Genomic DNA, 26,099 nt, shown 5'->3' on the forward strand with positions numbered 1-26,099 from the left:
AACTGTTGTTTTTTTACACAAATAATACTCCCCAATACCACTTTTACAAATAAAAAAACCGGCTCCTGTTTTCACAAGAGCCGGTTTTAATTCAATTTTATCTATTATCTATTGCTTGATAATATTCTTTACAGTAATTGTATCTCCATTTGTAATTCTTAACAAATAGCTTCCTGAAGGCAATCCTTCCAATGACATAACTTCTAAAGTATTTACCAAAGACAGAGACTTCATCTTTACACCTAAAACATTGTACAACTCAAGTTTTGCACCAGCATGCACCTCACTCACTTTCACCTTCACTTCACTTACAACCGGGTTAGGATACACCGTTACATCAGTATCTTCATTAACAATTAAAGTTTTATCCGCTGCATCGTTTCTACTAACTGTTCTAGTACAAGAACCCAGTTTATCCCCGTGATTCAAATGCGTCTGAACTGCATTAGGACTTACACAAATTTCTTTACCATTATGACAAATTATAACCTTATCATTAGAATTACCACATTGTACATTGATTGCATTAATCACAATAGAAGCCGAAGTCTGGCAACCTTTAGCATCCGTTACCAAAACTGCATAAGTTCCGGCTGCTGAAACAGTGATACTTTGCGTATTTTGGTTTGTATTCCAAACATAAGCATAAGGCGCTGTTCCTCCTGTTGGCGTCACACTAACATTAAGAGATGATGATGCATAGCCTATATAAATAGTATTTTTCTCATCTACAGCAGCATTAAGTGCATAAACAGCTGGAATCCTTGCTGTCAATTGTAGCGCATTGGTATCATCACAATCATCATTATTTTCTACACCACAGGCTACAGTTGAACCCCAACCTAAACCATCACCATCGTTATCAGCATATAAAATTTTACTGTCGTCACAATCGGTATTGTTAGTAGCATAACCTTCTGGCGCTATTGATGAACACAACATTGCTGTTACATTCGATCCAAATCCGTCCTTATCTGCATCTACATAATAAAGAATAGGCTCATGAACAGTGTCATCGTTATCATTACAATCCGTATTGTTTGTAGCATATCCTTGAGGAGCAACTGATGTGCAAAACATTGCTGTCACATTCGATCCAAATCCATCCTTATCTGCATCTACATAATATTGAATAGGTTGATGAACAGTGGTATCACTATCATTACAATCGGTATTGTTGGTAGCAAAACCTTCAGAAACTTCATTTACCGGCAATAAGGCTACAGTAGAAGATCCAAACCCATCATGATCTCCATCTATATAGAATTCCTTATTAACTATTAATTGTTGTTTAACAACTGCTGCCGGACTATATACATTATTACCCGATTGTGAAGCCGTAATTTCACAAGAACCTGCACTTACAATATGAATTTGACCATTAACAATACTAACCACTGATTCATCTGAACTACTATAAGTAACAGCAAGACCTGAAGTAGCGGTCGCAGCCGGATTAAAATCTGGATCTCCAATTAGTTTTGTTTCAATTGAAGCAAAATCAATAATCTGATTCTTTTTCACAACCGTTACTAACTGCGTTTGAGGAGCTGCGGCACTATAATCGGCATTACCAGCCTGAGCTGCAGTAATTGTTGTTATACCAGCTGCAAGAATGTGTAGCTTCCCATCAACAATATTGACAACTGATTCATCCGAACTGCTATAAGCTACAGCAAGTCCTGAAGTAGCTGTTGCAGGAGAGAAATCGGCATCACCCATTTCTTTTTGAGCAAGCGGATTAAGCATTATACTTTGACCTAATTTAGCACTTTCCGCAATCTCTGCCGCACTTAATGCTCTGTTGTAAATCTTAAACTCATCCACTGAAGCATTTAGAAAAGGATCTGCATATTTAGATTTCCCCAGATGATTTAACTTTGTTTTTCCTAATGCAGAAGGCTTAACAGTAACTGCCCCACTTGCTACTTCCACTCCATCAACGATAATTTTACCAATATTCCCTTCTTGCACATAAGCTAAATGTACCCATTGGTTAAGAGGCATAGTATATTGTGAACTTAAAGTATTTTTAGTCTGACCACTTGTAACTATCTCATAACTTAACTTTCCGCTTCCATTAGCCGCTTCTAAAGCCATCCAACTTCCCGTGCTATCGCCAAAATCAAAAATCCTTGACCAATTCGATAAACTATTTAATTTTACCCATGTAGATATAGTAAAATCATTTAATCCTTCTACAACTCCATCTTTAAGTGTAATGTAAGAAGTTGAACTTCCGTTAAAACCAACTCCTGTTCCCGCTTTACCACTCGTCCAGCTTGTAGTAGCAGCTAAAATTCCATCATAATTACCCCACTGGTCATGAGCATTTAAACCGGTATTTTCACTAAAATCATAATAAGCGTGTTGCCCTAAATTAGGTCTGGAAACAATTACCTCCGACTCTGTTCCTTCTCCTATTTCATTAAACGCAACAATCTTATAATAATAAGTTATACCATTTAGAGCCGTTAAATCAACATAATTCCCTGATTCAGCTGTTCCAATAGTTGTAAACGGACCAGATTCAGATGTAGAACGCTTCACATAAAACTGGGCATCATACATTTTATCCCATGCTAATTTTACCTTGGCATCACCCGAAGCCAGAACAAAATTTGAAACCTCATCAGGAATAACAAAATCCGGTGTTTTTACAAGAATCGGAGTCGATTTAGCACTTTCTCCTCCGGAATTTAAAGCCGTTATAGCATAGTAATAGTTAGTATTTTTAGTCAATCCTGTATCCTGGAAACTGGTTCCGGTTACATAAGGAGCAATTACCTCATAAGTCCCATCTACACTAGTTGCTCTCATTACATTATAAGACTCAGCTCTGTCAACAGCCGGCCAACTCAAATTGATAATCGAAGTCGCTATAGCTTCCCCTGTAACCCCAACAGGAGCATCCGCAACAACAGCCTTAGTAAACGTAATTACATTTGAATAAGCCGTTTCGGCATTATCTTTTCCTATTACTTTCATTCTGTACTCAGCTTTAGAATGCACAGTATCATTCACACTAAGAGCAGCATAATTTGTCGAATCGTAAAAAACAGAGAAATCTGTCTCTCCTTCTAATCTTCGCTCTATAACATATTTATTTACCAAATCCTGATTAAGCCCCGTCCAATTAATTGTTATATTTTTATAATCAGACGATAACTTATAACTTAAGGTCTCTACCAAAGGTTTCCATACGCTAACAAATTCTCTGGTCGGAGTATAGGCTTTTTTAGAAGCATTTTTAGCATAATATTCACCTGCAGGTGTTAAAACAGTATATGAATTTGCCGATGTTGAAATTACCGGTGCTGTTTGTAACCAAGCATAACTCGCCCAATTAGGATTTCTTGTCTTAAAAGCATCATCAATAGTAACATACATGGCTCTGGAATCCTGCACCCAATTGTATATTGAATAACGCTCCACATAATTGGCACTTTCCAACACATTCAACACCGCAATCAAATCATTTTTATGTTTAGTCGCATTGGCATCGGTAAGCATAACAGGTCCGTCAGGAAAAGAATTCCCTGTCCAGTTAGCCCCAATATTCCACTCTGTTATCCATATTGGTCTTTTATATTTATCATAAATATATTGTAAATCACTCGCCCATTGTGCTGCAGTTTTGTACCAATAGCAATGAAGCACCATATAATCAACCCGATAGTTTTTAGCTTCAGCCTGAGTCATAAAATTACCCAACCAGGCATTAAAAGGATCAGATGTAACCGGTGAACCTAATCGTAAACCTGATTGCATCAATCCCGGCCAACCACCAATAGCCTGATCAACGGTCATATTAGACTGATCCGGACGGTCAGGCTCATTGTATCCTAAAAAGTGGGTATAACCCTCTTTAGTATTGGCAGGTCCAAAATCCGGCCAATAAAGAGTTTGACGAATAGGCACATATTCGATATTAGGGGTTGTAGTTCCACCTGTATTCCAGTTGTAATACCAGGAAATATTAGAAGCTGCCTGAGCATCCTGACCACCTCCGGCCAAACCTTTTTTAGTAACTTCATTCCATCGCATTGTTCTGACAAAAGAAATTGTACCGTTCAAATAAGCCGGCAAAACAGGCACTAACAGATCCTGGCTCTCAGCTATATAAACCCTGCTATATCCCGTTCCATTAGAATTAGAAGCAAAAGTCACCATATAGCCTTTTTTCAATTTGAATGATTTTATATTGTTGTCAAAAGAACCCAAATTTGTATAAGGAGTAACTATTTTATATGTTTTAGCATCTCCTCCATAATTCTCTCCTGAAAACACTTCCAAAGGCTCATAATCAACTGAATGTGGCACAACTACTGCCCCGTTTCCATAATTTGCGACAAATACATTAGCATTATTGCTTGCAGCAACACCATTTAGTGTTATTAAGTTTAAATATGAACTAATAACCTCTGATGGTCTAATATTTTCGAAATACACACGGGCATCTGTAGAATTTAAATCTACTGTTGAATTAATCAACGGATTGTATCCATTATTTAAATACAAAGAAGCCGATGATTTTAAAACCATTTTTGTTTTGGATAAAGCTCCTACATTTAAATTAGTTGTAGTTTCTAAAGTTTGTGTTGCAGCAGCAATAACTTTTTCCGGAGCATAAGCAGCATCTTCATAAGTTACCGAACTCACCTCCATATTCACAGCTCCATCAGTATAATTTTTCCCAATTACAATTTTTGGAACACTTTCTAAAGCTACTTTTAAGTCAGCGATACCAAAAAGAGCCTTGTCCCCACTTATATTAATATAATAAGTACCTGCCGTTTGAGACTGAAAGGACAAATCTCCTTTTCTCAATTTATTGATAGCTCCTGAAGTAAATGTTTTTGACGAAAGAACAGTTCCTGTAGCATCTGTGATGGATACTTTCATTTTATCATTAGGAGCCCCATTTGAAATGTAATCGTAAATCCATGAAAACTGATAATCTCTGGAAGCTTCTAACTGTACCGGAAAAGAATAAGTTGAATTTTCAACAACACTGCTATCCCATCTGATATACATCAATCTTCCTGAATAATTAGAGCCATCTGATTCGAAAGTATGTCCGGAAGTTACATCCACATATCTTACACCACTGGTAGCATTTGCCGTATTAAAAAGAGTAGCAGCAGCAGGATTTATCCAACCGTAATCCGATGGTTTTCCAGCGTTATTCTCGGCTAAACCATCCCAAGGATTAATTAAATTAGTCGATTTAAGTTTAAGATTAGCAATTGCAAAAAGAGCATAATCGCCAGTTATCGTCACATAATAAGTTCCGTCTACCTGAGACACAAAAGTAAAATCGCCTTTTCTTAATTTATTAGCACTACCCGTAACAAATGTTTTTGAAGTTAGTACACCTGTACCATTTGCAGCAGATGAAATAGCTACATTCATTTTAACACCAGCGGATGCATTAGATATATATTCATACAACCATGAAAACTCATATTGCAGCCCTTTTTCCAATTTTACCGGATAACTATAAGTTGATGAAGAATAGGCACTACCATCCCAACGGATATACATTATTCGACCTTTAAAAACCGAATTGTCTGATTCATAGGTATGTCCCGAAGTCACATCTAAATACCTGACACCACTTGTAGAATTAGCCGTATTCCAAGGAAGGCTGGCATAAGTATTAGCCCATCCGTAATCAGTAGGCTTTCCTGAATTATTCCCAACAATTCCGGCCCATCTGCCAAGCATATTATCCGCACCATAAACTATAGTTTGCGTAGCCGCATTGGCATCACTTACCAAATCCAGCGTTTTAGATGTTAGATAATGTCCATCCTGATAAATATGTGCTACTCCGTCTTTCACAGCATATCGATAAGTTTGCTCCTGACCGTTATCAACCGAAGTACTTAAATTACTAATTGAAGATAAGCTTGTTGAATTATTAAACGTAGTTTTATCTAATGATGTTCTTACTCCAAGACCCGAAGCATTTTTTAACTCTACATCCAAACCTCTTCCCTGAGCTGCATTTATTTTAGCTTTTACCTCTAAGGTAAATTCATTTGGATTAGATAACGGAAACGATACAATGTCTGAACCCGTACTACTACTAAAAGTCCTTGAACCACTCAGACTTGTATTTAGTCCTGTCTTAACCGGAAGACTAGGAGCCTGTGCCCGTATTTTGTATACGAAGGCTGTTAAAAATAATAATAAAACTGCGTAATTTTTCCTCATACTGAAATCATTTTAAATTATTATATACTCATTTATAAACTCTACAATGAGAGCAACAACACCCTCATTAACAGTCCAAATTTACCTTAACAGTTTTGACACAAAGGGGGAGATTATAATATTAAAAAAGGGTAATATTAGTATTTACACAATTAAACAAGCTAATTTTTACACCATATATAAATAAAATGCAAATTATCTGACAATACACAAATTATTTAACTTTTCGCCAAACAAGAGTTTCAACTAAAGCCACTGCCATTGTTATTTTACACAAAACAAAATCGGCTGTATTTCCTGATTGAAATACAGCCGATTTTGTTTTAAAAATTATTTACAATGTCACAAATTAATTCACATTCTCTTTTACAGCTTTTATTAATTCAATTCCTTTAAGAATATATTGATCTTTTGTGAAATTCGATGTATTTTCATTAACAAAATAATCTATTTTTAAACCTTTTCTTTGAACCCCAGTCCCATCTGGATAAAATGCCCCAACACTAGTAAAATTAGTCTTTGTCCCGTCTGACATTGTAAAAACGGCTATATTCAGAACAGAACCCGCAGTGTTTTCACCTACAGTTATACAATTAGGTGAAGCTTGAATAGCCATGCCGATAAACTCCGCCTTACTTTGAGTTGAGCCATCTACCAATAAAATAATTTTTCTATTATAGTATTGGGAGTTTTTACTGCCACTTTTAAAAGGGTCAATAATAGAACTAATCAAAGGCTCATCGAAGTTTGCTAATGAAGGTCTGTTTACCATTGGAAAAAGCACCTTAATGAATTTTCTTTTTTGAGGGTAAGTATATTTTGTAATATCACTTTCTGAAATATTTTTTGGATAATTTCTTAAATCTATTATAATCCCATTTGTATTAGAAAACTCCTCAAAAGCTTTTTGTATTTCATCTTTAGAAATAGTTTTTAAATTTATGTAACCAATATTATTATCAATTAGCTTCCATTCTTTATCTATATGAAAAAACGGTAAAGAAGAATAATCCTTATCTCCAAATGTTTTATAAAGATGGATATATTTAGTAGTAATAGAATTTGACCTCTTTATCTTAACTTTAATACTATCTTCAGTATTCCACATTAGCCATCTATTAGACCACTTTTTTAAAAAAGAATCATTTGAGGAAGAAAACACAGAACCTATCTTTTGTTTGCTAATTGATTTAATATCTATATCATTAACTTCAACTATCAAATCTCCTAATTTTAAATCATCTTTTTTTCCTAATTTATTCAATATTCCAGTAATTACTAAAGTGTCATTAATAACCTTTACATCAAATGGAGGCCTAAATTTTAACAAGGAATCAGCTATTGGTTTCGCAAAATAATAAGAATGTGAATCATTAAGCGATACAATTAATTTAGTTTTTGCCAATTCGTATTCAAGTTGAGTAGCAGAGTTTGAGAAATCATCAACAAAATATTCTAACTGACTAAACCAGTTTTTATCCATTAAATATTTATTTACATAATGATACTGGATGGCATTCCAAAAGCTAAACAGTTCCAGTAGCCTATGGACTTTTATTTTATAGTCAAATGATTTAAATCCTTTCTCATTTTCAAACGTGGGAATTTTAGAAAGTGATTGATTAGAAACATAATAGTCACTAATAATGGTATTGTCTTTTAATTGTTTTAAATAAGTATATAGTTTATCGTTACCCGAATATTTTTCTATCCAATCATAATCCAAATTTCTTTTGAATAAATCATCTCTATCATTAGCAATTTTTATTTTACTGACTTTAATTGATAATATAAAGTTCAATAAAAATTCATCGAGACTTTTTTGCGTATCAACACCCTCAAGTTTATCAACATTTTCAATAAATACAGCATCCCAATCGTATTTTCCTTTACTTATTTCAGAATGATGGTATTTCATCAACCCCCACACAAGCCCAAACTGCTTGTACTTTTCAGTATTATTAATCGTTTCTCTTTCTTGAGCCACCATTTGTAAAATACAAAAAAAGCAAAGTACAATTGCAAAAATATTTTTTTTGCCCATAAATATTTTTTTTTTTAAATATAACTCGACAAATTCGTAAACTTTACTCAAATCATTTCACAAAACGATACATCTCTGATGCTGCCAATAAAAAAGCACCTACACCAAAATCAGCTGTAGAGTTTTTATCGACTACTTGCCCAGGGATGGCTTTTTCGCCTATGGGCTGAACATAACCCAGCGTTCCATCTGCCTGAAGCGCAAATTGAGTCAAATAATTCCATGATTTTTCAACTACCGGCAAATAAGTCTTTTTATCTAAAATGCCATTATTGATTCCCCATAAATATCCGTAAGTAAAAAATGCCGTTCCGCTGGTTTCTGGTCCCGGAGCATGTTCCGGATCTAAGATACTTCTTGTCCAGTAACCTTCTTTTTGTTGGGCAGCTGCCAAGGCTTTAGCCATGTCTTTAAAGCGATTGATGTATTCCTGCCTGTGTTTTGCTTTCTTTGGTAAATCCTGAATAATTTTGGCATAACCGGCAAAAATCCATCCATCTCCTCTTGCCCAAAAGTCTTTTTTACCATTGGTACTCTTGTGTTTTGGATACACATATTTTGCATCACGGAAATACAATTTAGCCTCATCGTCATACATAATACCATTAGCATGGGTTAAATAAGAATCTAATTTTTCTAAATACAGTTCGTTTCCTGTTAGTTTATACAACTTGGTCATTACCGGCATCACCATGTACAAACCATCAACCCACCACCAGTAATCATTGGCTACAGTACTCATTTCGTACTCCATCACTTCACGGGCACGAGCAATTTTTTTAGGATCATTTTTTCCTGTGAAATTGTATAAGTCTATATAAGTCTGGAAACAAATTTGCCAATCGCCAAACAACACATGCTTATCAGTTTCGCCATAATTGTATTTCCACTCTGATTTATCCTGAGATTTGGCTCCCATCCATTGATTTTTCTCAGCCCAGGCCATAGAATAATCCAAATATTTTTTGTTTTTGGTCACCTTATAAGCTCCCATATTTCCGGTATGATAAGCAGCAATATTCCAAAAAGCATTACCTAATTCGGGATGTGTATCCTGCCAATGGCTATTTACCTTATCAATAATAGCAATTACTTCTTCTTTAGATTCCTTAATTGCAGTTTCTTGCTTTAGAGCGGTACTTTTACAACTAACAGTTACTACAGCAACAGCAAACATTAGAATAAAAATTGGTTTTTTAAAATTCATGATTATATATAGTTAGTTTGGTTTTTCAAAATTATTTTGAAGCATGGTCAATTGCAATTTCCTGTCCAGACCAAATTTTCTTTTGTGTCCAGGACTGGTATTCATCACTCCAAAAAGAATCGGTTGCCGGCAAACCGAGAACCAGAAAAGCTTCAGTACACAAATACAAGCTCCCTGTCGATATATAGCCTTCGCCAATATTAGGCTGATGACCGTATATACCTATTTGAAGCCAACCGTTTTTATCGAAAGTTCCTTTCACATTCAATTGGTTATGAATCATCGTATATAATGCCGAACGCACCTGAGCAGGAGCAACTTCTTTTGGTAATTCTTTCCAAAGTGCAATTTGCGACAACAATTGAAAAGCTCCAAAACGATACGCTAAGGATCTCCCAATAGGCGGATAAGTTCCATCAGGAGAAATCAATCGTTCCTGTATAGCAGCATAACGTTTAGCTCTATTTAACACCGTTTTAAAATCTTCTTTATAACCGCCATTTTTCTCTTCAAGTGTTTTTAATATGTCTAACTGCATCGGATGGATTACAAAACTATTGTAATAATCCCAATGAAAATCAGGACCATCGCCATACATTCCATCACCCAAATACCATTTTTTATGTTCTTCCAAGGCGTGATTCAATCGCTTTTTATCTTCATCCTTATCGAATTTAAGAATTGCCGTTTCTATCATACTGGCAAAAAGCAACCAATTACTATTATAAGGTTCTATCACCCGGGATGATTTCAATGCTTTAATCACATTTTCTTTAGTGGTATCATCAAGTGGTTCCCAAAGTTGTTTTGGCGCACGTAACAAAGCCTGAGCAAAAAAAGCGGCATCAACCAAAGGCTGCTTGTCTTTTGCAAAATTCATAAAATCGGCAGCATCGGGATTGGTCGCATTATGAATCGATTTCTGAGCCAAATCAATATATTTTGCTCTTAATTTCCCTTCAGATGTTGCATCAGGACCTAATTCCAGCCAGGGAGCCATCCCTGAAAGCAATCTGCCAAATGCTTCCAAATGTGTTACATGAGTCCTGTCATCCCAGGCGCCCGGAGATTTCTCAATAGGCATTTGCGCTTTTAATTGATCCTTACTCAAAGCATTCAGAACCGGATCACCAATTTTAATTAAAGAAGACACAAAAAACTCCCGAACTTTTTCAGGAGAATCTTTATGAAGCCTTTTAGACTGTGAGCAGAGTATATTAATAACCCCAAAAAAGAGAAAGCACAACAAAACCGCTTTCTGCAGATAATTATTCATGTATTTTTAATTTAGTTTTTAATTTTCCTTATCTAAAATTCCATTAAATATTACTTATTTCAGTCTGAGCTTGTCGAAGACCTTTAAACAATACACAAGCACTTCGACAAGCTCAGTGTGACAAAAAACCAGACATCAAACCCAGCAATCAGGTCGATTTCCAGAAACTTTCATTCAATATGTATTTGTTATCTTTTACGTTTTGATATTTCTTCTTGAATTCAGAAGGATTCATATCATAAAACTGTTGGAATTGTTTTCTGAAATATTTAATATCACCAAAACCTGCTACTGAAGCTGCCTGACTTATTTGCAAATCGGTTGTAATCAACAAAGTGGCTACCTTTCTTAATCGTACATTACGCGTAAATTCAGTAACCGATTTTCCAGTAATCTTTTTAATCTTTTTATAAACTAAAGAATGACTCATCCCTAATTCGCTCGCCAAATCTTTAATGTTAAAACTTTCCACATCTAAATTGGCATCAATGACTTCCACTATTTTATCCAGAAGTTTTTTGTCTTCATCAGACAATTTTGGGCTCGCTACCTTTTTTGTAACTGAATTAAGCAAATAATTCTGCTCACTATCACGTCGTGTAAGGATTCCGTTAATTCGTGCTAACAAATAATCATTATCAAATGGTTTTGTAATGTAATCATCAGCACCTACTTCGGCACCTTTAAGCTTCACATCTTCCGAAGTTCCTCCTGTGAGTAATATTACAGGAATATGTTTTAATTCTTCATCGCTTTTTATATGCTTACAAAAAGTCACACCATTCATATCGCCCATAACCACATCCGAAATAATCAAATCTGGCTGTACTTTCCTGATTATCTCCAATGCTTTTTCTGCACTTTCGGCAGCAGTAACACTATATTTAGGCGCTAATATTTTTTTCAAATAATTTCTTATCTGAGGATTATCGTCTACAATTAAAATACTCTTTGCATCTTTAATTAGCTCTTCTACAACTTCAGATTCTTCATTCTTATCTAAATTATCCCCCTGTAATGCTTTGTCTTCTAAAAATTCTTCTAAAAACAAGGTTCTGTCACTTAGATCTTCGCGTATTTCTATATCACCAAAATGTTCTTTTCCTAGTGGTAATCTAATTTCAAATGTTGCTCCTCCTTTTTCATTGTCAACACAACTCACCTCTCCATGATGCTGACTGACAAACTGTTTTACTAAATAAAGACCAATACCAAATCCTTTACGATTGTTTTTGATGTTTTTATTCGATTGATAAAACAGATTGAATATTTTGTCTTTATCAGCATCCGGAACCCCTTCGCCATTATCAACAACATTCACAACAACCTCATTACCAACAGAACGCAAATGAACGGCAACCGCACCATTTTCTTTTTCAGTAAATTTTAAGGCATTGGAAATCAAATTAAACAACGCCATCTCAATTTTTTCCCGATCTGCATAAACGTAGATTTTTTCTTCAGAAATACTAAAACTATAATCTATTTTTTTAGTTTTGGCATGATGTACAAAACAGCTAAACACCTCTTTACAAAGCTCAACAAGATCAATTTGTGCAATTTTAAGTTTCCCCGTCTCAGTTTCTGTTTTTCTAAAAAGCAGCAACTGATCTACTAAACTCAATAATCTTCGGGAATTACTATACACCATTTCTATAGCTCCAGGTTCTATTTTTTGATTATTCCCATAAATGATATCTTTAAGAGGATTAATAATCATCGTTAATGGAGATCTAAACTCATGAGATATATTGGTAAAAAAAGTTAATTTCTTTTCATTCAATTCTTTCTCCTGTTTCGCTAAATCTTGAGAAAGCTGAACCTCATACTTAAGTTGGGCTTGCTTTCTTTGGTATTTATCAACCATATATATTACAAAAGCAATGGCTAAAACATAAAGAAAATAAGCAAAAGAACTTCTATACCAAGGTGGCAATATGGTAATAGGCAATGAAATGGTTTCAGAGTTCCAAACTCCTTCTGCATTTGTAGATTTAATTTTTAAAGTATAATCACCCTCTGTCAATCTTGAATAGTTGGCACTTCTTATATTACCGACATAATGCCATTGGGAATCCCAACCTTCCAGAAAATAAGCGTAAGATATTTTTTCGGGCAAACTGTACTCTAATGCTGCAAATTCTATATTCAGCATCGACTCATCATACGGAAGTTTTAACTTATCAACCCCAAAAGTGGTTACGCCCGATTCCTCTATAGCTTTATTATTTACTTTGATAGAAGTAATCACCAGTTTAGGAAAATCATGAATTTGACTACTGATCTTGGTATCAATAACATTAAAACCTTTAATTCCTCCAAAAACTATTTCTCCTGTAGAAAGTTTAAGAGCTGCATTGTAATTAAACTGATTACTTTGAAGCCCATCGGCATCATGATAAGTTGTTATTTTTCCGTTAGAAATAGTATATGTAAAAATACCATTGTAGGTACTACACCAATAAGTACCCTGATTATCCCGAACAATATTTAAAATGGAATTATTTGAAATCCCATTAGCCTGAGTCAGAAATTTTTTCTGAGATGTTTGAGGATTAAAAACCATCATACCTCCCCCTTCGGTACCAACAAGCATTTTTGTATTAGAAACAGAAACAATAGATCGTACCGGATATTTAACCTCTATTTCCTGACGTCGCATCGTATTTGGACTGAATTTAATCAGTTTGGTGAAATTTCCCAACCAAAGATTACCCTGCACATCCTCTGTCAATGAAATGATACCTCTAATTTTTGCATCGACAAAATCAAATTGGTCAGTTGCATTATTATAACGATACAATCCTTCTTCATCAGGAGAAGCTGCCCATAAAACACCTTCTTTACTGCGAAACAAAACCCAGATATTCTTTTGAGCTATATTGTATTTAGGATTAAAAAGTTGGTATCTTTTAAAACTTTGGCTTTGAGAATTAAAAAGACAAACACCTCCACCATAAGTTCCAAACCAGGTACCTTTAGCATCTTTTACAATTGTTGTTACAAAATTATTAGCCAGCGAATTAGGACTGTTCAAACTATAGGAATAATTTTTAAACACATTATTCTTTCTGTCCCATAAACTTGCCCCACCACCATCAGTACCTACCCAAAGATGATCTCTGTCTTGTTCACATAAAGAAAGAATAAAATCACTTGGCAATGTATTGGCTACTTTTTCATTTTTTGAAATAGTCGTGAAAGTACTTTTCTTATTTTCAACCCTGTTTACTCCACCTCTTAAGGTTCCAATCCAAACCCTGTTACCACTATCTAAAAATAATGACGAAATAGCGTTACTATTTAACTTCTCTTCATTCAAACTCGCACTCAATAACGAAAAAGTATCCGAAGCAAAATTGTACTTAACCACACCATTACCATTTGTGGCTATCCAAAGTTCCTTAGTATCGGGCTTATACATCAAATCAGCAATGGGATATTGTATCTCTTGATTATTATATATACGATGTGTTTTATTAACGGTATTGTATTTTAACAAACCTCCTTCAATTGCGACCCAGACATTTGAAAATCCATCATAAAAAACACAATCCCCTTTTAGAATTTCAGCATATACCACCGAGAGTTTTTTTGCTTTTGGATCCATAGTCACAAGACCTTCACCCTGTACAAACCCCCACAATCTGCCTGACTTATCAAAATCTATTCCTTGAATATGATAATCCCACTGCAATTTTCCATTTCCATAAAGCGGAATAGCATTAATTTTTCCACCCTTTTCTGAACAATAAAGCAAGCCCTTACCGGCAGTAGCAATATACATTCTTGTTTTATAATCTTTGATTTCATTGATAACAAAATCAATCAACTCACTCTTCCCTGTTTTAAGATCCTCATAATACCTTGTACTAAATCTATTAGTTAAATAACTATAAACACTTATACCTTTTTTAGTACCAATCCAAACTTCATTTTGAGTCCCGCAAATACTTACAACCCTATTATTGATTAACGAATTAACATCATTGGGTTCATTTCTGTAACTCAAAAAATTATAGCCATCATACCTGCTTATTCCATCATAAGTACCAAACCACATCAAACCCCGTTTGTCCTTGTAAACAGAGGTCACCGCATTATTAGCCAATCCATTTTCGATACCCAAATAGCCAATATCATATTTTTCTTTAGCATAATTTGGCACAGGCAATCCGGCAAGAGCTTGTGATTTAGCCGTAAAACAAATTAGAAGTAGTAAAAAAGATAGAATTTTATTTCTCAAAATAGTGTGCTTTTGGATTATGAAATTAGTATTAGCAAAAAATCAAATTATAAAAACAATCGTGCTTCAATCCCTAAAATTAGAAAAACCCATGAATAAACATCACAGGTTCTTCTAAAGAAACACACAAAAAACCACTAAATTAATTAACTAATGAAATTACGTAAGAATAGCTGTATTTTTTATCCAATAATCGGTACTGCTCATGAGGCAAACTTCCCCAACTATCATCACCACCAACACCTCTTTGTTTGTAATCTAAATGCAGATAAACCGCTTCTTTAGAATTCAAATCCAAATCAGAAGGATGGCGTTGCGATTTGTGCTTCCCGGGATCTAAATCCTCTGTTGAAATATTCAAGGCACTGAAACCAATAGGTTGTTCCCCTGTTATTCTCAAACCTTGTCCGTTAGCATTTTTCAAAATCAACCAGCGAACATCGGTCTTATAACCTGATTCCTGTGGACGAATATAATTTCGCGCATATTGATTCATCACTTTATCTGAATAAGTCCCAACAAACGCAGCCGTATTTCTATCGGAATAATTTTCCCAAGGACCTCTTCCGTAATAAGTCAGATTATCATACGCTCCGTTTAATTTTAAACGCATCCCAAAACGTGGTAATTCAGGCAAACTTTTCGCTGTCATATCAACAGCTGCAGTAAGCTTAATCGAACCATCATTTTGAATCAGATAATCTACAGTATAAGGAACATCTGCCTGAGCTAATTGATAAGCCACTTTTATCAGTAAACCTTCTGAAGATTTTTTATCGAAATTGACACTTACAACTGCTGGATTTTTTGACGCTTCTTTCCAAATCACCAATTTATTTGGCATCCCGCTTCCAAAATCATTATCTGTTGGCGCACGCCAGAAATAAGGCGTTGGGAAATTTGAAATCATAGTATTAGCATCATTTTTCAATGCATATTTTACAATTTCTCCTTTTTTCAAATCAAATTCACCTGCAACAGTTTCAGTTTCAAAAGAAAGCACATTGTTTTTAACAGCATACTTCAATTTAGATGGACTCTTAGAAGCCATGGCATTATTCTTAAAATAATCCCCTTTTCCTATTGCAAATTGCGCTCTGGCAAATTCATGTCCTTTAGCAACCAAAGGAGCATCGTATTTTGAAACCGCAAAAACATTTAAGAAACATTCTGCCCCCTCATCAAATGAACCTAAATCTAAAGCAACTTTTTTACTTTCTTCAGGATTTACATCCAAATTAAATTCTCCAGACTTCGTTGTTAATCCGTTTTTAATCAACTCCCATTTAAAAGTATAATTAGAAAGATTGGTAAAATTAAAATGATTCGTCACCTCTAAACCAGCTTCATTATTGAACTGAAATTGAATGTTTTGATATACTTTCTTTACTTCATTCAATGCCGGTTTTGGAGTTCTATTCGAAAATATAAGTCCATCAGCACAACCATTTTCATCATTTTGCAAATGAGCAGCTCCTAAATCGCCGCCATAAGCCCAAAACTCGACTCCTTTTTCATTTTTAGTTTTTATTCCCTGATCAACCCAGTCCCAAATAAATCCACCTTGCATACGTTTACTGTTATTGATAATATCCCAATATTCCTGAAAATTTCCGCTGCTGTTCCCCATAGCATGTGCATATTCACACATAATATAAGGACGTTTTTTATCAGAGCTGGCGTAAGCCTTCATACTCTTAATACTTGGATACATAGGAGCTACAATATCGGTATTTCTATTCTCCCCAGCCTGTTCAAACTGAACCGGACGCGTAGAATCCACTTGTTTTAACCAATCGTAAGCATCATAAAAAACAGGACCATTTCCGCATTCATTCCCTAAAGACCAGATTATAATCGAAGGATGATTTTTATCTACTGCAAACATTCTTTTGATACGGTCCAAATGAGCTGGCGCCCATTCCGGTAAAAACGCAGGATGTTTTGTTTTATCAAACCAATTTTGCCATTCTGCTCCCATTCCATGGCTTTCAATATTAGCTTCGTCAACTACATAAAAACCATATTCATCACATAAATCATAAATATGAGTATCATGCGGATAATGACTCATTCTAATGGCGTTAACATTATATTCCTTCATTAACTGAAGGTCTTTCATCGTTAATTCCTTATTTGGCACATGCCCATTTACATCATCATGTTCATGGATATTTACCCCTTTTACCATAACCACCTTGCCATTAACTAACAATCGGGCATCTTTGATTTCAACTTTTCTAAAACCTGTTTTTTTAGAAATAACCTCTAATGCATTTCCTTTATTATCAAGCAAAGTAATGGTATATCGGTACAAATTAGGCGTTTCGGCATTCCATTGTTTCACATTTTCAATTGTTTTGTCAAAGCTGATTTTTTGTTCTTTCGAACCCACTTTTTTACTTTCTGAAAAAACAACTTTCCCATCATTGTCAAACAATTCCACTTTAACAGCAGGATTTTTTATCTTATTGTTTTCGAAAGATTTTAAAGTAACATCCAGATTAAAAATTCCATTTTTATATTGACCGTCTAATTCACTTTTCACAAAATAATCCCAAACGGTAGTTTTAGGCATCGCTTGCAAATAAACATCACGCTCGATACCACTTAATCTCCAAAAATCCTGATCTTCTAAATAACTTCCATCATGCCAACGGAATACTTGTACCGCAATTAAATTATCCCCTTTTTTCAAAAAAGAAGTAATATTAAATTCGGCCGGAGTTTTAGACGCCTTAGTCATTCCCACTTCTTTTCCGTTCAGGAATACTCTGGCATAACCCGAAATAGAAGCAAAATGAAGTATAATCTCCTTGTCTTTCCAGGAATCAGCTACTGCGAAACTGCGTCTGTAACTAGCCACAGGATTATAATCGCCAGCTATAAAAGGAGGATTTTTAGGAAATGGATACGTAATATTAGTATAAATAGGAATGTCATAGCCTTGCAGTTCCCAGTTTGAAGGTACTTGAATGTTTTTCCAATTGGCATCATCCAAACTTGTTGCAAAAAAATCCATCGGTCTTTGAGACGGACTTTTAACAATGTTGAATTTCCAGTTTCCGTTCAAACTCTGATACAGCTCTGATTTTTGCGGATTATTGGTTTTCAGCTCAGCTTCATTACTGAATAAAAGAAAAGAGCTTCTACCCGCTTCTTTTCCTCTATCAACTATTTGAGGATTCTCCCATTCGTTGGTCTGAGCAAAATTAATCTGTGTCCCTAAAAGCAAAACAGCTGCTAAAAAAATATTCTTCATCTATCTATTTTTGATTATCTAAATTTTAATTCCAAAATAGAAAATCGTCATTCCAAATCAGCTTAATAAAAAAACACATTAAAAAACCATCCTAATTATTAACCAAAAAATAAAAACAGCCAGCTTAAATAAGGAATGACAAAATCTACATTACAAATTTAGATAACAGCTCAAAAGACGAGAGGGGTATTACAACACAATAACGGGGTCATTTCAGTAAAAACAAGCATAAACACTGTTAAAACCGAAGTTTATTACAATATACACCCGAGATAATAAAACACTTATTCCTTTTTTAATTCTAGATGAAGTCCATTAGAACAAATAAAAAAAGGATAATTGAAAAAATATAAAAACAAAAAAAACCGCACCTTTCGAAGCGGTTTTGTACCAGAGCCGGAATTGAACCTTTTTAGGCATGACTCCTATAACTTTTATAAGAAACATTTAGAAAACAAAAAAAGCCTCTTCTTTCGAAGAGACTTTCGTACCCGGAGCCGGAGTCGAACCGGCACGGTTTCCCACAGGTGTTTGAGACCAGCGCGTCTACCAATTCCGCCATCCGGGCTTAGCAGACAGAGATAATAACAATTATCTCAACGCAATAAAGAAAATTTAATCCTTAGACCAAATGTCTTTTCTTTAACACGGTGCAAATGTAAAAAATATTCTTAAACATTCTAAGAAAAAATCTTAAAATTTTACTTTCACAGTCAAATTAATTTTCTAAATTTGCAGCTCGTTAAAACAGCATATACTAACTAACTCCACCCGAGGCATTTATACATAATCTGGCTTTAAAAAAAGACAAAGCCAAACCTGTATGGAGCGCAGCGGAATAAAAACAACAAATTAAATGTCACAAAAAGAACCAGAAGCTAAAATTTTTGCTTGTTCACAAAGTGTCTATCTAGCTGAAAAAATTTCCGAAGAATACGGAATTCCATTAGGTAAAGTATCAATGTCACATTATAGTGATGGCGAATTTCAACCTTCTTACGAAGAATCAATCAGAGGATTACGTGTTTTCATTGTTTGTTCTACTTTCCCGAATACAGACAATTTAATGGAGTTATTATTAATGATTGATGCTGCAAAACGCGCTTCGGCCAGACACATTACTGCTGTTATGCCATACTTTGGTTGGGCGAGACAAGACAGAAAAGACAAACCAAGAGTTCCAATTGGAGCTAAATTAATAGCTAAAATGCTGGAAACAGCAGGAGCAACAAGAATCATGACCATGGATTTACACGCAGATCAAATCCAGGGGTTCTTTGAAAAACCAGTAGATCACCTTTTTGCTTCAACCATATTCTTACCTTATGTAGAAAGCCTTAAGTTAGAAAACCTAACAATTGCTTCTCCAGACATGGGTGGTTCTAAAAGAGCTTATGCTTATTCAAAATTCCTAGAGTCAGATGTTGTTATTTGCTACAAACAACGTAAAGCAGCTAACGTTATTGACACCATGGAATTAATAGGTGAAGTAAAAGGCCGTAATGTTATCCTTGTTGACGATATGATTGACACAGGAGGAACATTAGCAAAAGCAGCTGACTTAATGATTGAAAGAGGAGCACTAAGCGTAAGAGCTATTTGTACTCACGCTATTTTATCAGGCGGAGCTTATGAAAAAATAGAAAATTCGAAATTAAGCGAATTAATCGTTACCGATTCAATCCCATTAAAGAAAGAATCAAACAAAATCAAAGTAGTGAGTTGTGCACCGCTTTTTGCAGAAGTAATGCAAATGGTACAAAACAACAATTCCATCAGTGGAAAATTCATCATGTAATTTTTTAGTCCCTAGTGATTAGTCCTCAGCGATTAGTCAACCACTAAGGACTCAAAAACTAACCACTAAGGACTTAAAAAAAGAGTTTAATTAATAACTATATAAATATTTAAAATGAAATCGATTACAATTAAAGGATCAGAAAGAGAAAGCGTGGGCAAAGTTGCTACTAAAGCCTTACGTAATGCTGGAGCGGTTCCTTGCGTGTTATACGGAGGAGATCAACCAGTTCATTTTTCAGCAGAAGAAAAAGCATTCAAAAACTTGGTTTACACTCCAAACGCTCACACAGTTGTGATCGAATTAGAAGGAAAATCATTCAATGCAATTCTTCAAGACATTCAGGTTCACCCAGTTTCTGACAGAATCTTACACATTGACTTCTTTCAATTATATGACAACAAAGAAATCACTATTGAAGTTCCTGTAAAAATCACTGGTAACTCTAAAGGAGTTATGGCAGGTGGAGATTTACGTATCAACAACCGTAAATTAAAAGTTAAAGCTTTACCAAAAAATCTTCCAGATTTCGTTGAAGCTGACATTACTCCACTTGATATGGGGAACAAATTATATGTTACTAAAGTACCTACACCAGACTTCAAAATCATGCACCCAGACAACACAGTTATCTGTCAAGTGAAGATGTCTCGTGCGGCTATGAAAGCAGCTCAAGAAGCAGCAAAAGCAGCAAAAGCACCTGCAAAAGGAAAGAAAAAATAATCTTTTTTCAATATACTTAAAAGCATCAGTTTCCCAACTGGTGCTTTTTTTTGTTTTTACTATATCCCATTCTGAAATAACAGCTTAAAAAGCCATACATAACAAGCTTCTTAACAAAACCCAGTTTAGCAACAACACAACAATTGTAATCCAACTACTATTATTTTCAATAAAAAATATATTAATAAAATTTTTATTAATATATTTATACTACTTTTTTGACACATCAAAAAAAGCAATAATCCTGACTTTTGATTAAATACCACAACCTAACCTGATTGGACAACACGGAGAAAAAATCATGAGCACAGAAAAAAAAGCACCAAAAGAAGACAACGAACTTTCTTATTACAAGCATGCGCTTGACCAATCTTCTATTGTTGCAATAACAAACCAAAAAGGGATTATCACTCATGTAAACGAGAACTTTTGCAAGATATCTAAATATTCACAAGAAGAATTATTAGGACAGGATCATCGAATTATCAATTCCGGACATCATTCTAAGGATTTCATCAGAGAAATCTGGACAACAATAGCTAACGGCAGAATCTGGAAAGGGGAGTTAAAAAACAAAGCCAAAGATGGCTCTTACTATTGGGTTGACACCACAATTATTCCTTTCTTAGATCAGACAGGGAAACCGTATCAATATGTTGCCATTAGATCAGATATCACAGATAAAAAAAAGGGAGAAGAAGAAATCAAAAAAATGCTAATCAAGGCTGAATACCATAATAAACAGCTAATCGATTTTTGCAATATCATTTCTCATAATCTTAGAGCTCCATTAGTAAATATTTCTATGTTATTAGATTTCATCGAAGAAACCGATAAAGAAGAGGATAAAGAAGAAGCTTTCCAAAGAATTCGTCCTGTTGTTAATCACATCAATGAAATATTCAACAAATTAGTAGAATCACTGCAAGTAAAACAAGATCTAGAAATACAATCGAAAAAATTAGATTTCAGAAAATGCATTAAAAAATCACTCATCGATTTTCAAACACAAATTAAGGAATACAATATAACTGTCGAGATCGATTGCAATGAAGCTCCAACAGTTTATTATCCCGAAAAATACTTAGACAGCATTTTCTCTAATCTGATAAGTAACGCAATAAAATACAGATCTCCTGATAGAAATTTAGTCATAAAAATCAACACTAAACTAATTAACAACCATATCCTTCTTACAATAAAAGACAATGGTTTAGGCATAAACTTAAAAAGACACAAAGAGGCCATATTTAAAATACGAAGAACTTTTCATAAACATCCCGACGCAAAAGGACTTGGATTATTTATGACAAAAACACAAATTGACGCTATGAACGGGGAAATTTGGGTAGAAAGCCAAGAACACACAGGATCAACCTTCTTTATAAAAATTAACAATCAAAAAAGATGAAAAAAGTAAAAATATTATTGGTTGATGACGACACAACTTATCTCTTCATAACAAAGAAAATTCTGGAACAACAACAAAATGTAGAACAGATAAACACTTTCATGAATGGATTAGAAGCTTTGACATATTTAAAAGAACATTCAAAAGAAGAAAACAACCTGCCAAACATCCTGTTTCTTGATTTATTCATGCCAATAATGGATGGATGGGAGTTTCTCGATGAATTCAAAGAAGTAAAATCAAATCATTTAAATAAAATAACTATTTATATCTGCACTTCATCTATTTCCCCACATGATGTTGAGAGAGCAAAAAACATAAGTTCCGTTTCCGGTTACATCATCAAACCTATATCTAAAATAAAATTAGTTGATATATTAAATCAATACATAAATTAATTTTTTAAAAGAGAACAACAACCACAAAAAACATTCCCAGATAATTCTAAAATTTATCTCAAATTTTCTTGCATCAAATTTCTGGATTAACAAATTAACTTACTTTTGCAGCATGATAAAATGTCCCGATAGCTATCGGGATTAAACATTTGAATCACCATCAAAAGAAGAGAACACAAACGAATGAAGAAATATTTAATTGTAGGACTAGGAAATATAGGCGCCGAATACGTAAACACACGTCACAATATTGGATTTAAAGTATTGGATTATTTAGCCAAAAAAGAAAGTCTTGATTTTCAAACCGTGAAACTGGGTTCATTAGCCGAATACAAATTCAAAGGAAGAAGTTTTTTTCTTTTAAAACCCAATACCTACATGAATTTAAGCGGAAAAGCAGTTCAATATTGGATGGAAAAAGAAAACATACCACTGGAGAATCTTTTTGTTATCACCGACGATTTAAACCTGTCTTTTGGAACCATCCGAATCAAACCCAAAGGAAGCGATGGCGGTCACAACGGTCTAAAAAACATCAACCTGGTATTAAACACCAATCAATATACCCGTTTTCGTTTTGGAATAAGTGACGAATTTAAAAAAGGAAGACAAGTAGATTACGTGTTGGGCGAATGGAATGACTCCGAAAAAGAAGCACTCCCTGAACGCCTTGAAGTAGCCTCCGAGATTATCAAATCTTTCGGAACGGCTGGCCTCGAAAACACCATGACAAGCTTTAATGGAAAATAAAAAAAAGGCTGGAAAATAAATTATTTTCCAGCCTTTTTTTTATTACAAATCACAATCCTTAATTAACAATCATTTTGGTTGTTTTTTTTGTATCTCCATCTATCAACGTTACAAAATAAATTCCCGCCTGAGGCTTATTTGGTAACTGAATATCTTCATCAAAACCACCATTATTAGGATATTTTTTATTAAATATCCTTTTCCCAGAAACATTATAAACCAAAATTTCAATCGTATTGTTAGAAGAAGTACTAATATATTTTACATTAAAATTACCATCATTAGGATTAGAACTCACTCTTAAATCCTGAGTTATTTCATCATAAGGCACCAAAGTATAATTTTGCGTACAAATACTAACCGAAGCCGCATTTAAAACTCCGGTATCGTTGGTATAAATATCACGAATACGCAATGTCCAGGTTCCTTGTGGATTTTCGCCATTAAAATCACCTAAAACTCCCAAAGGAGCAACAGTTTGCAAAACTGTATTCCCACAAGACAAATCTCCTCCGGCATCGTCATAATTCAACAACAAATGACCATTAGTAGTACCACATCCATTATAAAACAACTTTACAACAGTCCCTTGCGGACTTACAAGTTCCATCTGTACATCTGAAAAATAAGTATGCGAAATATCAATATTTACATTCACATCAAGCACAGAAGAAGTAGTAGAAGAAACAGTTATTGTCTTAGAAGCAAAACTCCCTTGCTCTGGTATATTAAACGGCGTTGTTAAAAAATCATAAGTTTGACAACTAGACTCAACTGTATACCCTATTGCGAATGTCTTACTATTGATAGCATAATAGATATTATCCGTTGGTTCAATTAAAATTCTACAATATTGAGACGAAACATTAGGCACAGAAATCGTTTCAGAACCGTCATTGGCGACAGCCGAAGCTAAAGTAACCGGAAACGTAACCCCATTATCGGTTGAAAGCTTAATATTAACTTTTGATGAACCAGCCAAAGCATCCGTTCCATTTACATTCCAAGTAATGATTTGGTTCGTATTTTGAAACCAACTTAAATTGTCTATATTTTGAGAAGTCACTTCAAACGGCCCTGCTGTTCCGCTTACATTAACCACCATTTCATCTGAAAGAGTCTGAGCCAATCCCTCGGCAGCATTATCCCTGGCCGTTAAAACAAAATGGAGTGTTCTGGCAACTGTAGACACCGACTCCCATTTACTAGTCAACCTTCCTGCTAAAACATTTTCAAAACTTGGCATGTATCTAACAGGAGTATTTACGGGAGGAAAAGACCTGAAAAGAGGACCATTAGTTTTAGTACTCAATGCAAAACTCAAATCACCACTTGCTGAAGTAGCGGAATCATTTTCTTCCCAAACATAAGTTGCCGAAGACGAAGAACCTCCAGTTCCTTTTAAAACAAAAGCTGTACCTTTTGGAATTGTATAATCAGCACCAGCATTTACGGTCGGTGCAGCAGCACTAATAGTGGTAACAACCGGACAAATCTTAGACGCCAAATTATTCTGAATTTGGCTAATACTTGCAAATGAAAAATAATCCGTCGAATGTTGTTCTACATCATAATCGGTTGTAATACCGGCATACCCCATAATGGTTGAACCACTTCCCGGCTCTATACTCACTCCTGTTCCTTCAATATCATAAGAAAAAGTGTGATTTGCCCCTAATTGATGCCCCATTTCATGAGCCACAAAATCAATATCAAAAGTATCTCCTTTAGGAACCCCGTTAGATGGAGAGGTATAAGCACTTCCTTTTCCGGCATCACAAACACAACCTATACAACCAGCATTTCCGCCACCACCAGTTGCTCCAAATAAATGACCAATATCATAATTAGCACTACCTATAACGCTTGTTAAATTAGCCTGCAATTCCGTTCCCCACTTCCCATCGGTATTTTCATCACCTACACCCGTACTTGATGGAGAATAAGGATCAGTTGAAGCATTGGTATAGATTACCAAATTATTATTAGTTATAATAAGAAGCTTCACCGCCAAATCTCTACTAAAAATTCCATTCACCCTTGTCATCGTAGCATTCATAGCGGCTAGTGCAAGAGAAACAGTACCTCCATGATAGACTGCATATTCTCCCGTACAAGACAAGGCTAATCGCAAAGTCCTGAATTTTTTATCACTTGATACTAATTTAGCCGTTTGACTACTTATTTTTTGGGTTAAAGCTAACTCATCGTCAGTAGCACAACTAAAAGGCAAGCGTTCTTTCAATTTACTTTTGGAATCAAAAACCACATATACATCATTATTCTCTGTGTCTTTTTCAATAAATTCCATCTGATTTCCATTTCTGGTAATCATCGTTTGTATTCCCAATGGAGACATACTGAAATTCAAAACAGCAGAAGGGTCGGTAATACCTGTTCCCGAATAAGAGCGAATATCCGGATATTTTGCCTGAAGTTCTGGCTCAAAATTTGAATCCTCACGGATGGCAAATTTTTCCAAAACTCCTTTAGCATTTGGAACAGTGATTTGAATTGTATTATTTAAAAGTGTCTTATCCTGAACCTTTTCAAGCCTGGTTTTTAAAGTCTCTTCATCAAACTGAAATAAAATAGGATTATTAGTCTCTAATTTCCCTAAGAGTCTGGCTGTAGTCTGAGCAACAGATGGATTGATTTTTTTCCATGGTTCCTGATCTTGAGCATGAATAACTGAAAACCACAATAAAATAAATACGAATACACTGTTTATTTTCATGACTAGCTTATATTTTGTTTCAAAA

At 34.7% G+C, this 26,099-nt stretch carries 12 protein-coding genes and 1 tRNA gene; 5 read left to right on the forward strand and 8 right to left on the reverse strand.

What is annotated here, in order from left to right; all coding sequences use genetic code 11:
* Positions 1-108 precede the first annotated feature (108 nt).
* From EOD40_RS01235 to EOD40_RS01265, 7 genes are all read right to left on the reverse strand, one after another.
* A complete protein-coding gene (locus EOD40_RS01235) occupies positions 109-6,222 on the reverse strand; it encodes a glycosyl hydrolase (RefSeq protein WP_128193079.1) in 6,114 nt (2,037 codons plus the stop codon).
* Between the two features lie 349 nt (positions 6,223-6,571).
* Complete coding sequence (locus EOD40_RS01240; RefSeq protein WP_128193080.1) at positions 6,572-8,266, reverse strand: S41 family peptidase; 1,695 nt, start codon at positions 8,264-8,266, stop codon at positions 6,572-6,574.
* Positions 8,267-8,318: 52 nt separating this feature from the next.
* On the reverse strand, positions 8,319-9,473 hold the full coding sequence (locus EOD40_RS01245; protein ID WP_196781405.1) for a glycoside hydrolase family 88/105 protein: 1,155 nt from the start codon (positions 9,471-9,473) through the stop codon (positions 8,319-8,321).
* 31 nt (positions 9,474-9,504) lie between these two features.
* A complete protein-coding gene (locus EOD40_RS01250) occupies positions 9,505-10,749 on the reverse strand; it encodes a DUF2264 domain-containing protein (protein ID WP_128193081.1) in 1,245 nt (414 codons plus the stop codon).
* A gap of 148 nt (positions 10,750-10,897) precedes the next feature.
* A complete protein-coding gene (locus tag EOD40_RS01255; RefSeq protein ID WP_128193082.1) occupies positions 10,898-14,995 on the reverse strand; it encodes a hybrid sensor histidine kinase/response regulator transcription factor in 4,098 nt (1,365 codons plus the stop codon).
* A 142-nt stretch (positions 14,996-15,137) separates the two neighbouring features.
* Positions 15,138-18,257, reverse strand: a complete 3,120-nt coding sequence (locus EOD40_RS01260) for a glycoside hydrolase family 2 TIM barrel-domain containing protein (protein WP_128193083.1) — start codon at positions 18,255-18,257, stop codon at positions 15,138-15,140.
* Between the two features lie 488 nt (positions 18,258-18,745).
* Positions 18,746-18,825 (reverse strand) — tRNA-Leu (locus EOD40_RS01265).
* A gap of 288 nt (positions 18,826-19,113) precedes the next feature.
* On the opposite strand from EOD40_RS01265, the gene EOD40_RS01270 reads away from it, so the two are divergent.
* The 5 genes from EOD40_RS01270 to pth all read left to right on the forward strand — a co-directional run bounded on the left by EOD40_RS01270 (position 19,114) and on the right by pth (position 23,337).
* On the forward strand, positions 19,114-20,055 hold the full coding sequence (locus EOD40_RS01270; RefSeq protein ID WP_128193084.1) for a ribose-phosphate pyrophosphokinase: 942 nt from the start codon (positions 19,114-19,116) through the stop codon (positions 20,053-20,055).
* Positions 20,056-20,169: 114 nt separating this feature from the next.
* Entirely contained in the window at positions 20,170-20,778 is a 609-nt protein-coding gene (locus EOD40_RS01275; RefSeq protein ID WP_128193085.1) for a 50S ribosomal protein L25/general stress protein Ctc, read from the forward strand.
* 301 nt (positions 20,779-21,079) lie between these two features.
* Positions 21,080-22,189 carry a PAS domain-containing sensor histidine kinase gene (locus EOD40_RS01280; protein WP_128193086.1) on the forward strand — a complete coding sequence of 370 codons (1,110 nt, stop codon included), beginning with the start codon at positions 21,080-21,082 and terminating at the stop codon, positions 22,187-22,189.
* Positions 22,186-22,587, forward strand: coding sequence for a response regulator (locus tag EOD40_RS01285; protein ID WP_128193087.1), 402 nt, complete (start codon positions 22,186-22,188; stop codon positions 22,585-22,587). Before EOD40_RS01280 ends, EOD40_RS01285 begins: the two co-directional genes overlap by 4 nt.
* A 183-nt stretch (positions 22,588-22,770) precedes the next feature.
* The gene (gene pth / locus EOD40_RS01290) at positions 22,771-23,337 is read left to right on the forward strand and encodes an aminoacyl-tRNA hydrolase (RefSeq protein WP_128193088.1); all 567 of its coding nucleotides are present in this window, start codon (positions 22,771-22,773) and stop codon (positions 23,335-23,337) included.
* A 58-nt stretch (positions 23,338-23,395) separates the two neighbouring features.
* On the opposite strand, the gene EOD40_RS01295 is transcribed toward pth, so the two are convergent.
* Complete coding sequence (locus tag EOD40_RS01295; protein ID WP_128193089.1) at positions 23,396-26,074, reverse strand: reprolysin-like metallopeptidase; 2,679 nt, start codon at positions 26,072-26,074, stop codon at positions 23,396-23,398.
* Between the last annotated feature and the right edge of the window lie 25 nt (positions 26,075-26,099).

This window comes from Flavobacterium sufflavum, from assembly GCF_004016525.1.
GTDB classification, from domain to species: domain Bacteria; phylum Bacteroidota; class Bacteroidia; order Flavobacteriales; family Flavobacteriaceae; genus Flavobacterium; species Flavobacterium sufflavum.